Here is a 16,556-nt window from a genome sequence, read left to right as displayed (position 1 = left end):
GTCAGGGGTCGCGACGCGACAACACGAATTCGAAACGGGACAGGTCAGCCGGGGTGGTGACCTTGAAGTTGTCTTCGCTGCCTTCCACCAGCAGCGGGCGCAGCCCCTGGCGCTCCATGGCCATGGCCTCGTCGGTGACCTCCACGCCGGCGTCGGCCGCCTCCTGCAGCGCGCGCGCCAACTGGTAGCGGCGGAACAGCTGCGGGGTCAGCGCACGCCACAGGCGTTCACGCGGCTCGGTGGCATCGATACCGCCGTCATCGCCGGCACGCTTGAGCGTGTCGCGCACGGGCGCGGCCAGGATCGCCCCGACCGGGTCGGCACGGCCGACTTCCAGCAGGCGACCGAGATCGGCAGCGGCCAGGTTCGGGCGTGCGGCGTCGTGCACCAGCACGAAATCATCGGCGCGCACGTCATCGGGCAACGCATGCAGGCCGGCCAGCACCGAGCCGGCGCGTGTCGTACCGCCGATGCAGGTCAGGATGGGTTTGTCCGCCAGTGACTGCCAGCCCGGCCAGTCGGCGTCGTTCTCGGCGACCACCACCATCACCCCGGCCACGACCGGGTGCGAGAGCAGCGCCTCGAGAGTATGGGCCAGCAACACGCGGTCGCCGGCCAGCAGATACTGCTTGGGCGTGGGCCCGCCGAAGCGGGTGCCACGGCCAGCAGCAGGCACCACCGCCCAGATGCCCGCCATCAGGGCACATCCTGGTGTGGCGCATCCGCATCGGTGACGGCCGTCGGCGCACGCGGCGGCGGTACCGGCGCGTCTTCGACCACGCGGTAGAACTTCTCGCCGGGCTTGATCATGCCCAGCTCGCTGCGCGCGCGTTCTTCGATGGCGGCCTCGCCTTCCTTGAGGTCCTTGACCTCCGCAGCGAGCGCATCGTTGCGCTGCTGCAGGCCGGCGTTGTCCCGCTTCTGGTTCTCGACCTGGGCCTCGAGCATCATCACTTCGCCCGAGTTGCCCGGTCCAAACCAGAAGCGGTACTGCAGCCATGCGAGCAGCAGCGCGAGCACCAGCAGCAGCCAGCGCCAGTTGCGCATGGGATCAGCGCTTCAGCGACACGAACGCGTCACGACCGGCGTAACGCGCGCCGGCACCGAGGGCTTCCTCGATACGCAGCAGCTGGTTGTACTTGGCCACGCGATCGCTGCGGCACAGCGAGCCGGTCTTGATCTGGGTGGCGGTGGTGGCCACAGCGATGTCGGCGATGGTGGTGTCTTCGGTTTCGCCCGAACGGTGCGAGACGATCGAGGCGTAGTTGGCCGCGTGCGCCATGGCGATCGCTTCCAGAGTCTCGGTCAGGGTGCCGATCTGGTTGACCTTGATCAGGATCGCGTTGGCGGTGCCGGACTCGATGCCTTCCTTGAAGATCTTCGGATTGGTGACGAACAGATCGTCGCCCACCAGCTGCACCTTGTTGCCGATGCGGTCGGTCAGCAGCTTCCAGCCGGCCCAGTCGTTCTCGGCCAGGCCGTCTTCGATGGTCACGATCGGGTACTGCGCGGCCCAGTCGGCCAGGAAGTCGACGAACTGCTCGGAGGTCAGGCGCTTGTTCTCGCCGACCAGGTTGTACTTGCCGTTCTCGTAGAACTCGCTGGAGGCCACGTCCAGACCCAGCAGCACGTCTTCACCGGCGGTGTAGCCGGCCTTGCCGATGGCTTCCAGGATGGTGTCCAGTGCCTCGACGTTGCTGCGGAAGTCCGGCGCGAAGCCGCCTTCGTCGCCCACCGCCGTGCTCAGGCCATGGCCCTTGAGCACCGACTTGAGCGAATGGAAGATTTCGGTACCGGCACGCAGCGACTCGGAGAACGAGGTGAAGCCGACCGGCAGCACCATGAATTCCTGGAAATCGACGTTGTTGTCGGCATGCGCGCCGCCGTTGATGATGTTCATCATCGGCACCGGCAGGGTGACGTCGCGGCCGTTGGCCAGGTGCTGCCACAGCGCCTGCTTCTTCGAGGCGGCCACGGCGTGGGCATTGGCCAGCGAAACCCCCAGCAGCGCATTCGCGCCCAGGCGGCCCTTGTTCTCGGTGCCATCCAGATCGATCAGGCGGCGGTCGAGGCCCTGCTGGTCGGCGGCATCAAAGCCCTTCAGCGCGGTCGCGATGGTGGTGTTGACGTTGGACACGGCGTTGCGCACGCCCTTGCCCAGGTAACGGGTCTTGTCGCCGTCACGCAGCTCCACGGCTTCCTTGGTGCCGGTCGAGGCACCCGAGGGCACGGCGGCACGACCGAAGGAGCCGTCCTCGAGGATGACTTCGGCTTCCAGCGTGGGGTTGCCACGGCTGTCGAGGATTTCACGGGCGTGGATGCTGCGGATCGTGGTCATAGCGGGCCGGTTACCAGTCAGAGAGGGGAGGCGCCGCCAATGCAGCGCCGAAACAAACATGCCGCGTGATTATCCCTGCACACCCGTCACTTGCCAAATCGGCGTGGGCGCGGACAGCCTGCCAACCACACTGGAGTTGCTCGGAACCAGCGACGGGATCACCAACACCACCAGCAGCAACGCCAGCAATGCCAGCGCGACGCCGCCACCGGCCGGTTGCCGGCGCAGCCGGAACGCCAGCACGCTGGCGATCACACAGGACAGCGCGGCGGTGCCGGTCAGCGACAGCGTCACCAGCAGCATCGGCATCACCGAGCGCAATGCGTTGTCGCCATCGCCGGGCGAACCGACGCTGGCGAACATCAGCACGACCTGCAGGAACACCCCGCACCAGACCGCGATCGCCGCGCCCAGCGCGATCCAGCCCCAGGCCCAGCCACGCCAGCCGCGGCGCACCGCGGGTGACGCCGGAACGTCACCCATCATGCGAAGCGCGAGAACCCGTGCTTCTTGGTGACCGCGTCGAGCTCCATCAGGGTTTCCAGCAGCTCTTCCATGCGGTCCAGCGGCCATGCGTTGGGGCCATCGGACAGCGCCTTGGACGGATCCGGGTGGGTCTCGGCGAACAGGCCCGACACACCGACAGCGACCGCCGCACGCGCCAGCACCGGCACGAACTCGCGCTGGCCACCGGAGCTGTTGCCCTGCCCGCCCGGCAGCTGTACCGAATGGGTGGCATCGAACACGACCGGGCAGCCGGTATCGCGCATCACCGACAGCGAGCGCATGTCGCTGACCAGGTTGTTGTAGCCGAAGCTGGCACCGCGCTCGCAGACCATGATGTCCTGGTTGCCGGTGGCCTTGGCCTTCTCCACGACAGGCTTCATGTCCCACGGGGACAGGAACTGACCCTTCTTGATGTTCACCGGCTTGCCGGTCGCGCACACCTTGGTGATGAAGTCGGTCTGTCGCACCAGGAACGCCGGGGTCTGCAGCACGTCCACCACCGAGGCCACTTCGTCCATCGGGGTGTATTCGTGTACGTCGGTCAGCACCGGCACGCCGATCTGCTTCTTCACTTCGGCCAGGACCTTCAGGCCTTCTTCCATGCCCGGACCGCGGAAGGCGGTGCCCGAGGTGCGGTTGGCCTTGTCGAAGCTCGACTTGAAGATGAAGTTGATGCCGAGGCGATCGGTGATTTCCTTCAACTTGCCCGCCACGTCCAGCTGCAGCTGCATCGACTCGATCACACACGGGCCGGCGATCAGGAACAGGGGCTGGTCCAGCCCGACGTCGAATCCACACAGTTTCATGGCATTTCCTTGTTGTCCGGCGAACGCTGGCCAGGCCAGCCGCCGTGGGTGATTAATGAGGCGGCGATCAGGCCGCTGCGTCCTGCGCCAGCTTGCCACCGGCCTTGCGCTCGCGCGCGGCACGGATGAAGCCGATGAACAGCGGGTGGCCCTCGCGCGGCGTGGACAGGAACTCCGGGTGCGCCTGGCAGGCCAGGAACCACGGGTGCTGATCACGCGGCAGTTCGATGACTTCCACCAGAGTGTCATCCATCGATTTGCCGGCGATCACCAGGCCCGCATCTTCCAGCTGGGTGCGGTAGCGGTTGTTGAACTCGTAGCGGTGGCGGTGACGCTCGGAGACCACATCCTTGCCGTACAGCTCGCGGGCCAGCGTGCCCGGCTTCAGGCGCTGCTCCTGCAGGCCCAGGCGCATGGTGCCGCCCAGATCGCTCTTGTCGTCGCGCTTCTCGACATCGCCGGTGGCGGTGCGCCATTCGGTGATCAGGCCGATCACCGGGTTCGGCGACTGGCGATCGTTCTCGGTGCTGTTGGCGCCTTCCAGGCCGGCCACGTGGCGGGCGAAATCGACCACCGCGGCCTGCATGCCGTAGCAGATGCCGAAGTACGGCACATTCTGCTCACGGGCGAACTGCGAGCTCAGCACCTTGCCTTCGAAGCCACGATCGCCGAAGCCGCCCGGCACCAGGATGCCGTCAACGTCCTTGAGTGCGGCCAGGTCGCTGTCTTCCAGCTCCTGCGCTTCGAGCCACTTCAGGTTGACCTTGGTGCGCTGGCGCAGGCCGCCGTGCTTGAGCGCCTCGCCGACCGACTTGTAGGCGTCCTGGTGATCGACATACTTGCCGACCACCGCGATGGTGACCTCGTCCAGCGGGTGCAGCGTGGCATCCACCGCCGCTTCCCACTCGGCCAGATCGACCGGACCGGCCTTGTCGCCGAGCTTGAGCTGGTTGACGACGATGTCGTCCAGACCCTGCGCGTGCAGGCCCATCGGGATGCGGTACAGCACGTCCACGTCTGGCACGCTGATCACGGCGCGCTCGGAGACGTTGGTGAACTGGGCGATCTTGCGGCGCTCCGAATCTGGCACGACCTGCTCGGAACGGCACAGCAGCACGTCCGGCTGGATGCCGATCGAGCGCAGTTCCTTGACCGAGTGCTGGGTCGGCTTGGTCTTCAGTTCGCCAGCGGCGGCGATGTACGGCACCAGGGTCAGGTGCATGAACAGCGCCTTCTCCGGGCCGCGCTCGGTGCGTACCTGGCGGATCGCTTCCAGGAACGGCAGCGACTCGATGTCGCCCACGGTGCCGCCGATCTCCACCAGCGCCACGTCGAAGCCTTCGGTGGCCTCGTCCATGCAGCGGCGGATTTCATCGGTGATGTGCGGGATGACCTGCACGGTGGCGCCGAGGTAGTCGCCGCGGCGCTCCTTGCGGATCACGTTCTCGTAGATGCGGCCGGTGGTGACCGAGTTCTTGCGGCTCAGGCGGGTGCGCACGAAGCGCTCGTAATGGCCCAGGTCCAGGTCGGTCTCGGCGCCATCGTCGGTGACATAGACCTCACCGTGCTGGAACGGGCTCATGGTGCCCGGGTCGACGTTGATGTACGGATCGAGCTTCATCATCGTCACCCGCAGGCCGCGGGCCTCGAGGATGGCGGCAAGCGACGCCGCGGCAATGCCTTTGCCGAGCGAGGACACTACGCCGCCGGTTACGAAGATCAAGGGAGTCATGGCTGGGGGTGTCCTGTCAGGAAGGGGGAAACGGCGCCGGCGCGCGGGGCGACGGACGACGTAAAGGGGGAAATCGAAAGGATCCGACTGGCGGCGGCGTCTTCACGCGCCAGGACCGGGATCAGGGGGGATACGGTGCGGGAGTGGGTCAGCGACGTCGGGTCAGCCGTGCCGGCCGCTGTCTGGACCGTCACCTCCTGCCTACCCTGCTGGCGATCGCGCACGATCAGGCCAGTCCATTCGCTGATGGATGACACGCACTACTCCCGGAAAGCCATAGTTTACAGATTGACGGCCTCCAGCCCAAGGGGCGGATGACGGTCTTCACATAAAAAGAAGAGCCCCGGCGCGATACCGGGGCTCATGTTGGATACTTTTTCAGATCCCCAGGTCTCTCTGGTGGAGAGCCCCCTTGGAGTTCAAGGGGGCGCGCCGACAGGCGCGGGGATGTGGAGGAGAGGGTGAGCGGGGCCCACGGTTTGCCGCGCAAACCGTGGGGAAGCGTCAGCGCGAAGCGCTTATCGCTTCTTCCGCGCTTCTTCTTCCTCTTCCTTCTGCGGGGCCTGCTCGCCCTTGGCCTTCATTTCGGCCGTGGCGGCGGCGCGGCGTTTGGCCTTGGCATCCGCCTCAGCCTGTGCCTTGTCGGCCTGTTCGCCCTGCTGCGGCGTGGGCTGGCCCTGTCCGGCGTTCTGGGCCAGTGCCATGGGCACGGCCACGACGGCGGCGGCGATGGCAACGATGGTCAGCAACTTCTTCATGGGGTGCTCCTCGCGGTATGGCATGGAATGGGGCGCCGGAGGCTCCGGTTTCCCATCCAGCACAGTCTATCGCGCCCCGGTCGGCCGCCCCCTGAACGTGTGGCGTGCAAAAAACCCGTCCAGACCGCAAACTTCGCCGTCGCATTGCGCTTTATGAAGACAGATGAACGCCCGCTATAACGCCGCCGATATTGAAGTCCTGTCCGGCCTGGACCCGGTCAAGCGCCGCCCCGGCATGTACACCGACACCGCGCGCCCCAACCATCTGGCGCAGGAAGTCATCGACAATGCCGTCGACGAAGCCTTGGCCGGACACGCCCACACGGTCGACGTCACGCTGTTCAAGGACGGCAGCTGCGAAGTCAGCGATGACGGCCGTGGCATGCCCGTGGACATCCACCCCGAGGAGAAGATCCCCGGCGTCGAACTGATCCTGACCCGCCTTCACGCGGGCGGCAAGTTCAACAACAAGAACTACACTTTCTCCGGCGGCCTGCATGGCGTTGGCGTCAGCGTGGTCAACGCGTTGTCCACCCTGGTCGAAGTGCACATCAAGCGCGAGGGGAGCGAACACCGCATCACCTTCCGCAACGGCGACCGCGCCACCCCGCTGGAAGTGGTCGGCAGCGTCGGCAAGAAAAACACCGGTACCCGCGTGCGCTTCTGGGCCGACCCGAAGTACTTCGACACGCCCAAGTACAACCTGCGTGGGCTGCGCCACCTGCTGCGCGCCAAAGCCGTGCTGTGCCCGGGCCTGACCGTGAAGCTTCTCGATGAAGCCACCGGCGAGCAGGACACCTGGTACTACGAGGATGGCCTGAGCGATTACCTCAAGGCCGAACTCGGCGAGCGCGAGATGCTGCCGGCCGACCTGTTCGTGGGTCACCTCAAGAAAGAAAACGAGATCGTGGACTGGGCCCTGGCCTGGATCCCCGAGGGCGAACTGGTCCAGGAAAGCTACGTCAACCTGATCCCGACCGCCCAGCACGGCACCCACGCCAACGGCCTGCGCACCGGCCTGACCGAGGCGCTGCGCGAGTTCTGCGACTTCCGCAACCTGCTGCCGCGTGGCGTCAAGCTGGCCCCGGAAGATGTCTGGGACCGCGTGTCGTTCGTGCTGTCGCTGAAGATGACCGACCCGCAGTTCAGCGGCCAGACCAAGGAACGCCTGTCCTCGCGCCAGGCCGCCGGGTTCGTCGAAGGCGCCGCGCACGATGCCTTCAGCCTGCTGCTCAACCAGAACGTCGCATTGGGCGAGCAGATCGCGCAGCTGGCCATCGAGCGCGCCAGCGCGCGTTTGAAGACCGAAAAGCTGGTGACCCGCAAGAAGGTCACCCAGGGCCCCGCCCTGCCCGGCAAGCTGGCCGACTGCATCAGCCAGGACCTGTCGCGCACCGAGCTGTTCCTGGTCGAAGGCGACTCCGCAGGCGGCAGCGCCAAGCAGGCCCGTGACAAGGACTTCCAGGCGATCCTGCCGCTGCGCGGCAAGATCCTCAACACCTGGGAAGTGTCCTCGGGCAGCGTGCTGGCCTCCGAAGAAGTGCACAACCTGGCCATCGCGATCGGCTGCGACCCGGGCAAGGACGACATCGCCGGCCTGCGTTACGGCAAGGTCGTCATCCTGGCCGACGCCGACTCGGACGGCCTGCACATTGCGACCCTGCTGACCGCGCTGTTCCTCAAGCACTTCCCGGCGCTGGTCGATGCCGGCCACGTGTTCGTGGCGATGCCGCCACTGTTCCGTGTCGACGTGGGCAAGCAGGTGTTCTACGCGCTGGACGAGGAAGAGAAGCGCACGATGCTGGACAAGATCGAGCGCGAGAAGATCAAGGGCCAGATCAGCGTGACCCGCTTCAAGGGCCTGGGTGAAATGAATCCGCAGCAGCTGCGTGAGTCCACCATCCATCCCGATACGCGCCGCCTGGTGCAGCTGACCATCGATGACGGCGAGCAGACCCATTCGCTGATGGACATGCTGCTGGCCAAGAAGCGTGCGAGCGACCGCAAGGGCTGGCTGGAAAAGAAGGGCGATCTGGCTTCACTGGAGGTCTGATCGGCCGGTTGTGACACTGAAAAAACCCGCCTTCCGGCGGGTTTTTTCTTGGCGCGGGAACACGCCAGGCATGGATGCACGCGGTAGGAGCGGCTACCTTGGCCGCACCACGATCACGGGAACCCGCATGCCGTTCGACCCGCCCCTGCAGCTGGACAGCGAACGCCTGGTGCTGACCCCGATCTGCGCGACAGACGCCCAGGCGTTGTTTGCGATCCAGTCCGACCGTGCGGTAATGCGCTACTGGAACCATCCTGCGTGGACCGACCTGAAACAGGCCTACGTGCAGATCCTCGACGATCTGGCCGCGATCGATGCCGGCACGCAGCTCAAACTGGCGATCCGTGAACGTGCGGACGGGCCGCTGCTGGGGATCGTAGTGGTGTTCGCGATCGACGAAACGTCCAGGCGCGCGGAGATCGGGTATCACCTAGCCCCGTCGGCACAGGGCAAGGGCTACATGCACGAGGCGCTGTCACGGTTCGTGGCGTATCTGTTCGATGTGCTGCGCCTGCGGCGCCTGGAGGCGGAGATCGATCCGCGCAACGTGCCCTCGGCGAAGGTGCTGGAGCGGCTCGGCTTCCTGCGCGAGGGGCTGCTGCGCGAGCGCTGGCGGGTCGCCGGCGAGCTATCCGATTCTGCCGTGTATGGGCTGCTGGCACGGGAGTGGCAGGGGCCAGGAAGCGCAGCCTCGGGATGAGCGCCGCACGAAACACCGCTGGCCATCCCGGCCCATGCTTCCGCCTTGCTCCACGAAAAAGCCCGCCTTTCGGCGGGCTTTTCGATGTTCAACCGTGCGGACCGATCAGGCCCAGCCGAACATTTCGAACAGACGCAGGATCAGGTACGCACACCCGCCGGCAGCCGGGATGGTCAGGATCCACGCCCACACGATGCGCTCGATCACGCCGAAGCGCAGCGAGCGCGGGTTCTTGGCGAAGCCCACGCCCATGATCGCGGTGGAGATGCTGTGGGTGGTCGAGACCGGCATGCCGAAGTGCGCCGCCACGGTCAGGATCGTGGCCGAGCTCGTTTCCGCGGCGAAGCCGTGGATCGGATGCAGCTTGACCATCTTGTGGCCCAGGGTCTTGATGATCTTCCAGCCGCCCGAGGCGGTACCGGCGGCCATCACCACGGCGCAGGTCAGCACGATCCACATCGCGATGCCGTCACCGGCGCTCGCGTCCGGGTGCATGAAGGCCAGCCAGGACGGCAGGTCGTTCAGTGCACCGGTTGCCTCGGCACCGATCAGGGTCATGGCGATGATGCCCATGGTCTTCTGCGCATCGTTGTGGCCGTGGGCGAAGCCCATGTAGGCCGCCGACACGATCTGCGCCTTGCCGAAGAACGCATTGACGATGCGCGGGCGGGCCAGACGGCCCAGGAAGCCACCGATCTTCGCCATGCCCGCGATCATGCCCCACAGCAGCAGCATCACCGCGACGCCGAGCAGGAAGCCGGCGATCGGCGAGGTGATCATCGGCAGGAACACCTTCCACAGCAGGCCCTTGTTCTGGGCCCAGGTGCCGATGCGCTCGGACCAGATCAGGGCATCCCAGTTGTTGTGGGCGGCGGCCAGGCCGGCGCCGCACAGGCCGCCGATCAGGGCGTGCGAGGACGAGGAAGGCAGCCCCTTCCACCACGTGATCAGGTTCCAGATGATGCCGCCCAGCAGCGCGCACAGGATCACCTGCGGGGTCACATCGACCACGTTGGTGTTGAGCAGGCCCGAGGCGATGGTCAGCGCGACGGCGGTGCCGGTCAGCGCGCCGATCAAGTTCATGAACGCGGCGAGCATCACCGCCCAGCCGGGTGAGAGCACTTTGGTCGCCACCACGGTGGCGATGGAGTTGGCGGTGTCGTGGAAGCCGTTGATGAACTCGAAAACGAGCGCGGCCAGGATCACCACCAGGACAAGGGTCAGCATGCTGTGGCGTCCGTCAGCTGTTCTTCAACACGATCTGGTACGCCACCACGCCGGCCTCGCGGCAACGATCGATGGCCTTTTCCAGGATCTCGAAGAATTCCTTGAGCAGGAACATCTGCAGGCTGTCCAGGCGGCCGGAGTAGATGTCGCGGTACAGCTCGAGCATCAGGCGGTCGGCTTCGTTTTCCAGCGAACGCAGCTTCTCGTTGAGCGCGGTCATCCGGTCCAGGTTCATGTGGCGCAGGTCGTTGACCATCTCCACCACCACGCTGGCCGCCTGTTCCAGCATCGCCGCGCGCGGCGCGAAATCGATGTGTTCCAGATGCTGGGTGGCCAGCGAATAGCGATCGGCGAACTTCTCGATCTGCTTGGGAATCTTGTACAGCGCCGAGCCCAGCGCTTCGATGTCTTCGCGCTCGATCGGGGTCATGAAGCTGTCGACCAGCGCCTGGCTGATCTTGTCCGAGGCCGCGCGCTCGCGCAGGCGGGCCAGCTTGAAGGCGTCCAGCGCCGGCTGGCGGTCCGCTTCGCGCAGCATGGAGTGCAGCGCCTTGGAACTGTCCTGGGCGGCCTGGGCAGCCTCGTCCAGCAGGGTATAGAACTGTTTGCCGGAGCCAAAAATGGTCTGCAGAGAGAACATTGAGAAACCTATTCGCCGTCGAGGAAGGACGGCACCGGGCGGAATTATGACGGTTTGATGTCTGTTCCGGGTACTCCCCCCCTTCTTCACGCTGGGACGGCCCCGTCTGAACGACTCTGTTTGCACCCCTGCCCCGGCCTTTTGTTAAGATGCGCGGGCACCTTCGGGTGCACTCTATGGACGACGACCCTTACCCCCCGCCGCACCGCCGCGCTTACGCGCCCTCCGGTAGCCGACATCGCTTGAACACGCCCTCCCTGCCACCAACCGGGGAAGCCGCCCGTGTTTGAACTGATTATTGTCCTCGCCCTGATCCTGCTCAACGGCTTCTTCGCCATGTCCGAGATGTCGGTCATGACCTCGCGCAAGAGCCGCCTGAAGCAGATGGCAGGGTCCAGCAAGCGCGCCGAGCGCGCCCTGGCCCTGTCCGAGAAGCCGGAGAGCTTCCTGTCCACGGTCCAGATCGGCATCACCCTGATCGGCATCCTGACCGGTGTGTTCGGCGGTGAGGCGATCGGCCTGGCCATCGCCGAGTGGCTGCACGGCATCGTGCCGGCCTTCGCCTATTCCGCGGAAGTCGGCAAGGCGCTTGCGGTCGCTCTGATCACCTTCCTGACGCTGATCTTCGGCGAACTGGTCCCCAAACGCCTGGCGATCACCCGTTCGGAGGATATCGCCGGGCTGGTGGCGTGGCCGATGGGCTGGCTGTCACGTATCGCCTTCCCGGCGGTGTGGCTGCTCTCGCACAGCACCCGACTGGTGCTGCGCGTGCTGGGCCTGGGCAAGGACGAGGCCGCCTCGGTCACCGAAGAGGAAATCCGCATGCTGGTGGCCGAAAGCCACGAGGCCGGCGTGATCGATGCCCATGAGCGCGACATGATGAACCGCGTCATGCGCCTGGGCGACCGCACCGCCGACAGCCTGATGACCCCCCGCAACCGGATTGCGTGGCTGGATACGCAGGCCGATCCGGAGAAGAACATCGCGACCATGCGCGAGAACGAATTCTCGCGTTACCCGGTGTTCCGCGACAACGACCAGGACATCGTCGGCGTGCTGGAGGTCAAGAGCCTGGTGACGCGCCTGGTGCGCGACGACCATTCGCTGTTCCAGAACCTGCGCGAGCCGCTGTACGTCTCCGAGTCCACCCATGCGATGAAGCTGCTGGAGATTTTCCGCGAGGAACAGCAGTCGATGGCGCTGGTGGTGGACGAGTACGGCGAGATCCAGGGCCTGGTCACCATCAGCGACCTGATGGGCGCGGTGGTCGGCCGCCTGCAGTCGGTGGAGAACGTGGACGAGGACGCGCTGGTCGTGACCCGTGAGGACGGCTCGTTCCTGGTCGATGGCTCGCTCTCGATTGAAGACCTGCGCGAACTGATGGGCAACGCCGAGCTGCCCGATGCCGATGATGGCGACTACTACACGCTGGCCGGCATGTGCATCCACTATTTCGGCCGCATCCCGCATGCGGGCGAGTACTTCGATTGGGCCGGCTGGCGCATCGAGATCGTCGATCTCGACGGTGCCCGTGTCGACAAGCTGTTGCTGCGCACCCTGAGCGAAGACGAGACCGATGACATCACCGGCTGAGCCGACGCCGCCGGACCCGACGCGGCCCCAGTACCGCAATGAGGGTATCCGTACCCTGCTGGCGATGTTCGACCACGGTGACCCGGAGGAACGGCTGCTGCTGGGCCAGATCCTGCAGGATCTGCAACAGAGCGCGTTCGGTGTGTTCCTGTTCGTGGCGATCCTGCCGGCCTTCATCCCGATCCCCGGGCTGGGCGGCGCGGTCAGTGGACCGCTGGTGGTGCTGATCGGCGCGCAGATGCTGTGCGGCATGCGCCGGCCCTGGCTGCCCGGCTTCATCCGCAACCGCGGACCCAAGCGCGGCACCATGCATCGGTTCCTGGAGCGCATCGACCGTCCACTACGGCGGCTGGACCGCCTGCTCAAGCCGCGGATGCCCGGCCTGCTGGTACCGCTGCCCGCGCATGCGTTCAGCGGGCTGCTGCTGATCCTGATCGGCGTCCTGTTGTCGCTGCCGATCCCGCTCACCAACTATCTGTTCGGCTTCCAGCTGCTGCTGTTCGCGCTGGCATTGCTGGAACGCGATGGCGTGCTGATGCTGCTCAACTGGATCGGCGCGGTCGCTGCCATATTGTTCTTCGGCGTCAGTTCGGGGCAGCTGGTGGGCTATACGGTGGATCTGTTCCAGCGCTGGTTCTGAAGTACCGACCAACGGTCGGTACCTGCCGCTGAAGTACCGACCAACGGTCGGTACCTGCCGCTGAAGTACCGACCAACGGTCGGTACCTGCCGCTGAAGTACCGACCAACGGTCGGTACCTACCGAGCTACCGAGTCGGTCCTACGCGCCGGGTTTGAGATCCACCGTGCCGGTGTCGGACATGGCGCCCGGATCATCGGTCACCGCCGACAGCACGAAGTACAGTGCCTTGCCGAGCAGGCCACCGGGGCCATCCCAGTACTCGGCCGATTCGGCGCTGACATGGATCAGGCGCAGGTTCGGATCGTCCTTGCCGCCGGGGAAAAAGACCTTCATCGCCGGCGACCAGAGTTCATCGATCTTGGCGCGGTCATGGACCACACGCGCGGTGCCCGAGACGGACACATAGGTGTTGCCCGACGGCGAGGCATAGGCCACGTTGACGCGCGGGTTGGCGGTGATCTCCGCGATCTTCGGGCTGTCGGCCCCGGTGGCGAACCACAGGTCGCCATCGAATTCGACTTCCTGCGTACCCAGCGGACGGCTGAACAAGCGCCCGTCCGCGCCGACCGTGGTGAACATCGCGATGTCCACATCGCGGATCAGTTCAGCCAGTTGTTTGATGTGCTGCTGGCGATCGAGTTCGGCCATGAGGTGGCTCCTGTAAGGGGAGCCCCATCACAGCCGATCGGCAGCTACGGCGACGTGAACCGCGCGGTCACACTTTCTTCGCACGCCGCGCCGCTGTCACACCTGCAGTGCGCGCCAAGCCTGCATTGCCAGCCCGAACGAACGTTTGCGCGCGGCGTGATCGTAGATGTTGGCGGTGACCAGCACTTCATCCGGCTTGTGTCGTGCCACGAACGCGGCGAGGCCTTCCTGCACCTGCTGCACGTCACCGACCACCGCACAGGCCAGCGCGCTCTGGACGCCGGCCTTTTCGTGCGGCTGCCAGAACGCTTCGATGTCGTCGATCGGCGGCGGGATCAGACCCGGCAGGCCACGACGCAGATTGACGAAGCTCTGCTGCTGGGTGGTGAACAAGCGCTTGGCCTCGGCTTCGGTATCGCTGGCGACCACGTTCAAGCCCAGCACCGCGTACGGCGACTGCAGATACTGCGAGGCACGGAACTCGCGGCGGTAGACCGCCAGCGCTTCATCCATCGCGTCCGGGGCGAAGTGCGAGGCGAAGGCGAACGGCAGGCCCATCGCCGCTGACAGCCGTGCACTGAACAGGCTGGAGCCGAGCAGCCACACCGGCACCGGGATGCCCGCACCGGGCACGGCGCGCACGGCCTGGCCCTTCTGGGCCGGCTCGAAGTAATGCAGCAGCTCACGCACGTCCTGCGGGAACTGGTCGGCGCTGTCGAAGTAGCGACGCAATGCGCGGGCGGTCGGCTGGTCGGTGCCGGGCGCGCGGCCCAGACCGAGGTCGATGCGGTCCGGGTACAGCGAGGCCAGCGTGCCGAACTGCTCGGCCACCTGCAGCGGCGAGTGATTGGGCAGCATGATGCCGCCGGCACCGACGCGGATACGCTTCGTGCCCCCGGCCACATGGCCGATCAGTACGGCGGTCGCGGCGCTGGCGATGCCGGGCATGTTGTGGTGCTCGGCCAGCCAATAGCGGTGGAAGCCCCAACCTTCGGCGTGCTGGGCCAGGTCCAGCATGTTGGCGAAGGCCTGCGTGGTGTCGCTGCCTTCGCAGACCGGCGCCAGATCAAGAATCGACAGCTGCATCATGAATGCTCATTCCAACCAGGAGATATCCCACTGAGATGGGGCTGGCCGGCCGGTTTGCCACCGCCCACAAGGCGCAGGTGGCAAGACGCTGATTTCCGTCTCGCGACGATTCAGGACAATCCAGGCCGTGAAGACGGCTCAGGCGGCGTCGGCGTCCTGGTCGACCAGCGGCTGCAGGGCCGCATCCAGCGCCACGCGCTCATCGAAGACGAAGCAGCGGCCGTCATAGCCCTCACCGCCCACGGCCTCGAAATAGCCCAGGATGCCGCCGTCCAGCTGCAGGACGTTGTCCATGCCATCGTTGCGCATCCACAGCGCGGCCTTCTCGCAGCGGATGCCGCCGGTGCAGAAGCTGACCACGGTGCTGTCCTTGAGCGCCTCGCGGTGCGGGGCCAGGGCTTCGGGCAGATCGGTGAACTTGGTGATCGGCAGCACCAGTGCGTCCTGGAAGGTGCCGTACTCGATTTCCTGGGTGTTGCGCGTATCCAGCATCACCACCGGCTTGCCGGCGTCGTCGTGCCCTTGGCGCAGCCAGCGCTGCACCGTGGCCGGATCGATCGAGGGTGCGCGCGGGTAGGCCAGCGGCTGGCCATCGTCGATGCGGAAACTGATGATCTCCGGCTTGACCTTGGCCTTGAGCCGGGCGAACGGCTGCATCTGGCTGTAGCTGGTCTTCACGCGCAGCCCGGCAAACCGCGCATCGGCGCGCAGGGCGGCATAGAAGCCGTCGATCTGCGGCTCGGGGCCGGCGAGGAACAGGTTGATGCCCTCGCCCGCCACCAGGATCGTGCCGCGCAGCTGCGCGGCGGTCGCCCGCTCGAGCAGGGTCGCGCACAGCGCGTCCGGGTCGGCGACGGGGGTGAAATGGTAGGCAGCGGTATTGGCGATCATCCCGCCATTTTAGCCGCAGGGCCGGTGCTGCGCCTGACCGGCCCAGGAATCAGCCGCGCAGCAGCACGAACGGCAGCAGCACCAGCGCGGTCGCGACGGCCATGCCGAGCAGCACCGCGACCACGAACACCGGGCGCCGCCGGATCAGGCTGCCGAAGGTCTCGGCGGTGCCGTCGCGCAGCGCGGCCTCACGCTCACCGCGGACGCGCTCGCCGCGTGCCTGCTGGTACTCGCCCATCAGGTCCTTGGCCCGAGGGTGATCGGCGTCGTCGCGGATCCAGATCCCGCCAAAGGAGATTCCCCAGGGGCTGGGCTCGGTGCGGTAGTGGGCGATGCCCGCCTTGTCCAGCAGGGCGGTGACATCCTGGATTTCATCGTCCGCGACATTGCGCAGGTTGAGCAGCAGTTTCGACATGCACCCATGATAGCGCCCGGCGATGCGCTACCCTTGCGTCCCCGTTTTTTGGATCCGGAGCCCGCCCATGCGCCGTCTGCCGCGTTACCTGCTCGCCCCCCTGATGTTGTCGCTGCTGGCCGCCTGCACCCCACCCGGCCCGCCGCCCGGTGGCAGCATCGCGCAGTTCGAGAAGATCGATACCCAGCCGGGCACCGGCGCGGAGGCCACGCCCGGCAGCAAGGTCACCGTGCACTACACCGGGTGGATCTATGACGAGCGCACCGCCGACAAGCGTGGCGACAAGTTCGACAGCTCGGTCGACCGCGGCGAGCCCTTCACCTTCAACCTCGGCCAGGGCCAGGTCATCAAGGGCTGGGACGAAGGCTTTGCCGGCATGAAGGTGGGCGGCAAGCGCACGCTGATGATTCCGGCCGAGTATGGCTATGGCGCGCGTGGCGCAGGGCCGATCGCACCGAATTCCTCGCTGGTGTTCGATGTCGAACTGCTCGACGTCAAGCCGCGTTGATCCTGCCTG

18 protein-coding genes are annotated in these 16,556 nt (G+C 66.1%); 5 read left to right on the top strand and 13 right to left on the bottom strand.

All coding sequences use genetic code 11. The annotated features are described in order from the left end of the window. Position 1: 1 nt before the first annotated feature. From ispD to EDF74_RS04045, 7 genes are all read right to left on the bottom strand, one after another. Entirely contained in the window at positions 2–700 is a 699-nt protein-coding gene (ispD, locus tag EDF74_RS04075; RefSeq protein ID WP_123729705.1) for a 2-C-methyl-D-erythritol 4-phosphate cytidylyltransferase, read from the bottom strand. Continuing rightward, a complete protein-coding gene (ftsB, locus tag EDF74_RS04070) occupies positions 697–1,047 on the bottom strand; it encodes a cell division protein FtsB (RefSeq protein ID WP_123728898.1) in 351 nt (116 codons plus the stop codon). The genes ispD and ftsB overlap by 4 nt, the downstream gene beginning before the upstream one ends. Before the next feature lie 4 nt (positions 1,048–1,051). Beyond that, on the bottom strand, positions 1,052–2,338 hold the full coding sequence (gene eno, locus EDF74_RS04065) for a phosphopyruvate hydratase (protein WP_123728897.1): 1,287 nt from the start codon (positions 2,336–2,338) through the stop codon (positions 1,052–1,054). 69 nt (positions 2,339–2,407) lie between these two features. Further along, entirely contained in the window at positions 2,408–2,824 is a 417-nt protein-coding gene (locus EDF74_RS04060; protein ID WP_260232178.1) for a hypothetical protein, read from the bottom strand. Then, the gene (kdsA, locus tag EDF74_RS04055; protein WP_088433181.1) at positions 2,821–3,651 is read right to left on the bottom strand and encodes a 3-deoxy-8-phosphooctulonate synthase; all 831 of its coding nucleotides are present in this window, start codon (positions 3,649–3,651) and stop codon (positions 2,821–2,823) included. Before kdsA ends, EDF74_RS04060 begins: the two co-directional genes overlap by 4 nt. A gap of 67 nt (positions 3,652–3,718) precedes the next feature. Next, positions 3,719–5,383, bottom strand: coding sequence for a CTP synthase (locus EDF74_RS04050; protein WP_123728895.1), 1,665 nt, complete (start codon positions 5,381–5,383; stop codon positions 3,719–3,721). A gap of 518 nt (positions 5,384–5,901) precedes the next feature. Next, the gene (locus EDF74_RS04045) at positions 5,902–6,141 is read right to left on the bottom strand and encodes a hypothetical protein (protein ID WP_088433184.1); all 240 of its coding nucleotides are present in this window, start codon (positions 6,139–6,141) and stop codon (positions 5,902–5,904) included. A 163-nt stretch (positions 6,142–6,304) separates the two neighbouring features. On the opposite strand from EDF74_RS04045, the gene parE reads away from it, so the two are divergent. Both parE and EDF74_RS04035 read left to right on the top strand, forming a co-directional pair. After that, positions 6,305–8,194 (top strand): DNA topoisomerase IV subunit B, encoded by a 1,890-nt coding sequence (parE, locus tag EDF74_RS04040; RefSeq protein ID WP_123728894.1) that lies wholly within the window; start codon positions 6,305–6,307, stop codon positions 8,192–8,194. 127 nt (positions 8,195–8,321) lie between these two features. Next, positions 8,322–8,894: a GNAT family N-acetyltransferase gene (locus tag EDF74_RS04035; protein ID WP_123728893.1), complete on the top strand. Its 573-nt coding sequence runs from the start codon at positions 8,322–8,324 to the stop codon at positions 8,892–8,894. 105 nt (positions 8,895–8,999) lie between these two features. Here the strand turns inward: EDF74_RS04035 and EDF74_RS04030 are convergent, their stop codons facing one another. Together EDF74_RS04030 and EDF74_RS04025 are read right to left on the bottom strand one after the other, a co-directional pair. Continuing rightward, on the bottom strand, positions 9,000–10,121 hold the full coding sequence (locus EDF74_RS04030; RefSeq protein ID WP_123728892.1) for an inorganic phosphate transporter: 1,122 nt from the start codon (positions 10,119–10,121) through the stop codon (positions 9,000–9,002). Between the two features lie 13 nt (positions 10,122–10,134). After that, a complete protein-coding gene (locus tag EDF74_RS04025) occupies positions 10,135–10,761 on the bottom strand; it encodes a DUF47 domain-containing protein (protein WP_121041743.1) in 627 nt (208 codons plus the stop codon). A 282-nt stretch (positions 10,762–11,043) separates the two neighbouring features. Between EDF74_RS04025 and EDF74_RS04020 the strand changes: the two genes are divergently transcribed. Beyond that, positions 11,044–12,354 carry a hemolysin family protein gene (locus tag EDF74_RS04020; RefSeq protein WP_123728891.1) on the top strand — a complete coding sequence of 437 codons (1,311 nt, stop codon included), beginning with the start codon at positions 11,044–11,046 and terminating at the stop codon, positions 12,352–12,354. Continuing rightward, positions 12,338–12,994, top strand: a complete 657-nt coding sequence (locus tag EDF74_RS04015) for an exopolysaccharide biosynthesis protein (RefSeq protein WP_123728890.1) — start codon at positions 12,338–12,340, stop codon at positions 12,992–12,994. Before EDF74_RS04020 ends, EDF74_RS04015 begins: the two co-directional genes overlap by 17 nt. A 140-nt stretch (positions 12,995–13,134) precedes the next feature. Here the strand turns inward: EDF74_RS04015 and EDF74_RS04010 are convergent, their stop codons facing one another. The 4 genes from EDF74_RS04010 to EDF74_RS03995 all read right to left on the bottom strand — a co-directional run bounded on the left by EDF74_RS04010 (position 13,135) and on the right by EDF74_RS03995 (position 16,039). Continuing rightward, positions 13,135–13,644, bottom strand: coding sequence for a pyridoxamine 5'-phosphate oxidase family protein (locus EDF74_RS04010; protein WP_123728889.1), 510 nt, complete (start codon positions 13,642–13,644; stop codon positions 13,135–13,137). A 96-nt stretch (positions 13,645–13,740) separates the two neighbouring features. Beyond that, complete coding sequence (locus EDF74_RS04005; protein WP_123728888.1) at positions 13,741–14,733, bottom strand: LLM class flavin-dependent oxidoreductase; 993 nt, start codon at positions 14,731–14,733, stop codon at positions 13,741–13,743. A 138-nt stretch (positions 14,734–14,871) separates the two neighbouring features. Continuing rightward, on the bottom strand, positions 14,872–15,624 hold the full coding sequence (locus EDF74_RS04000) for a sulfurtransferase (protein WP_123728887.1): 753 nt from the start codon (positions 15,622–15,624) through the stop codon (positions 14,872–14,874). A gap of 49 nt (positions 15,625–15,673) precedes the next feature. Further along, positions 15,674–16,039, bottom strand: coding sequence for a DUF6164 family protein (locus tag EDF74_RS03995; RefSeq protein WP_123728886.1), 366 nt, complete (start codon positions 16,037–16,039; stop codon positions 15,674–15,676). A 67-nt stretch (positions 16,040–16,106) separates the two neighbouring features. On the opposite strand from EDF74_RS03995, the gene EDF74_RS03990 reads away from it, so the two are divergent. Next, a complete protein-coding gene (locus EDF74_RS03990) occupies positions 16,107–16,547 on the top strand; it encodes an FKBP-type peptidyl-prolyl cis-trans isomerase (protein ID WP_123728885.1) in 441 nt (146 codons plus the stop codon). Positions 16,548–16,556 lie beyond the last annotated feature (9 nt).

This window comes from Stenotrophomonas rhizophila, assembly GCF_003751305.1.
GTDB lineage: Bacteria > Pseudomonadota > Gammaproteobacteria > Xanthomonadales > Xanthomonadaceae > Stenotrophomonas > Stenotrophomonas rhizophila_B.
Note: the sequence above shows the minus strand (reverse complement) of the source record. Positions and strands in the feature narration are given on the sequence as shown.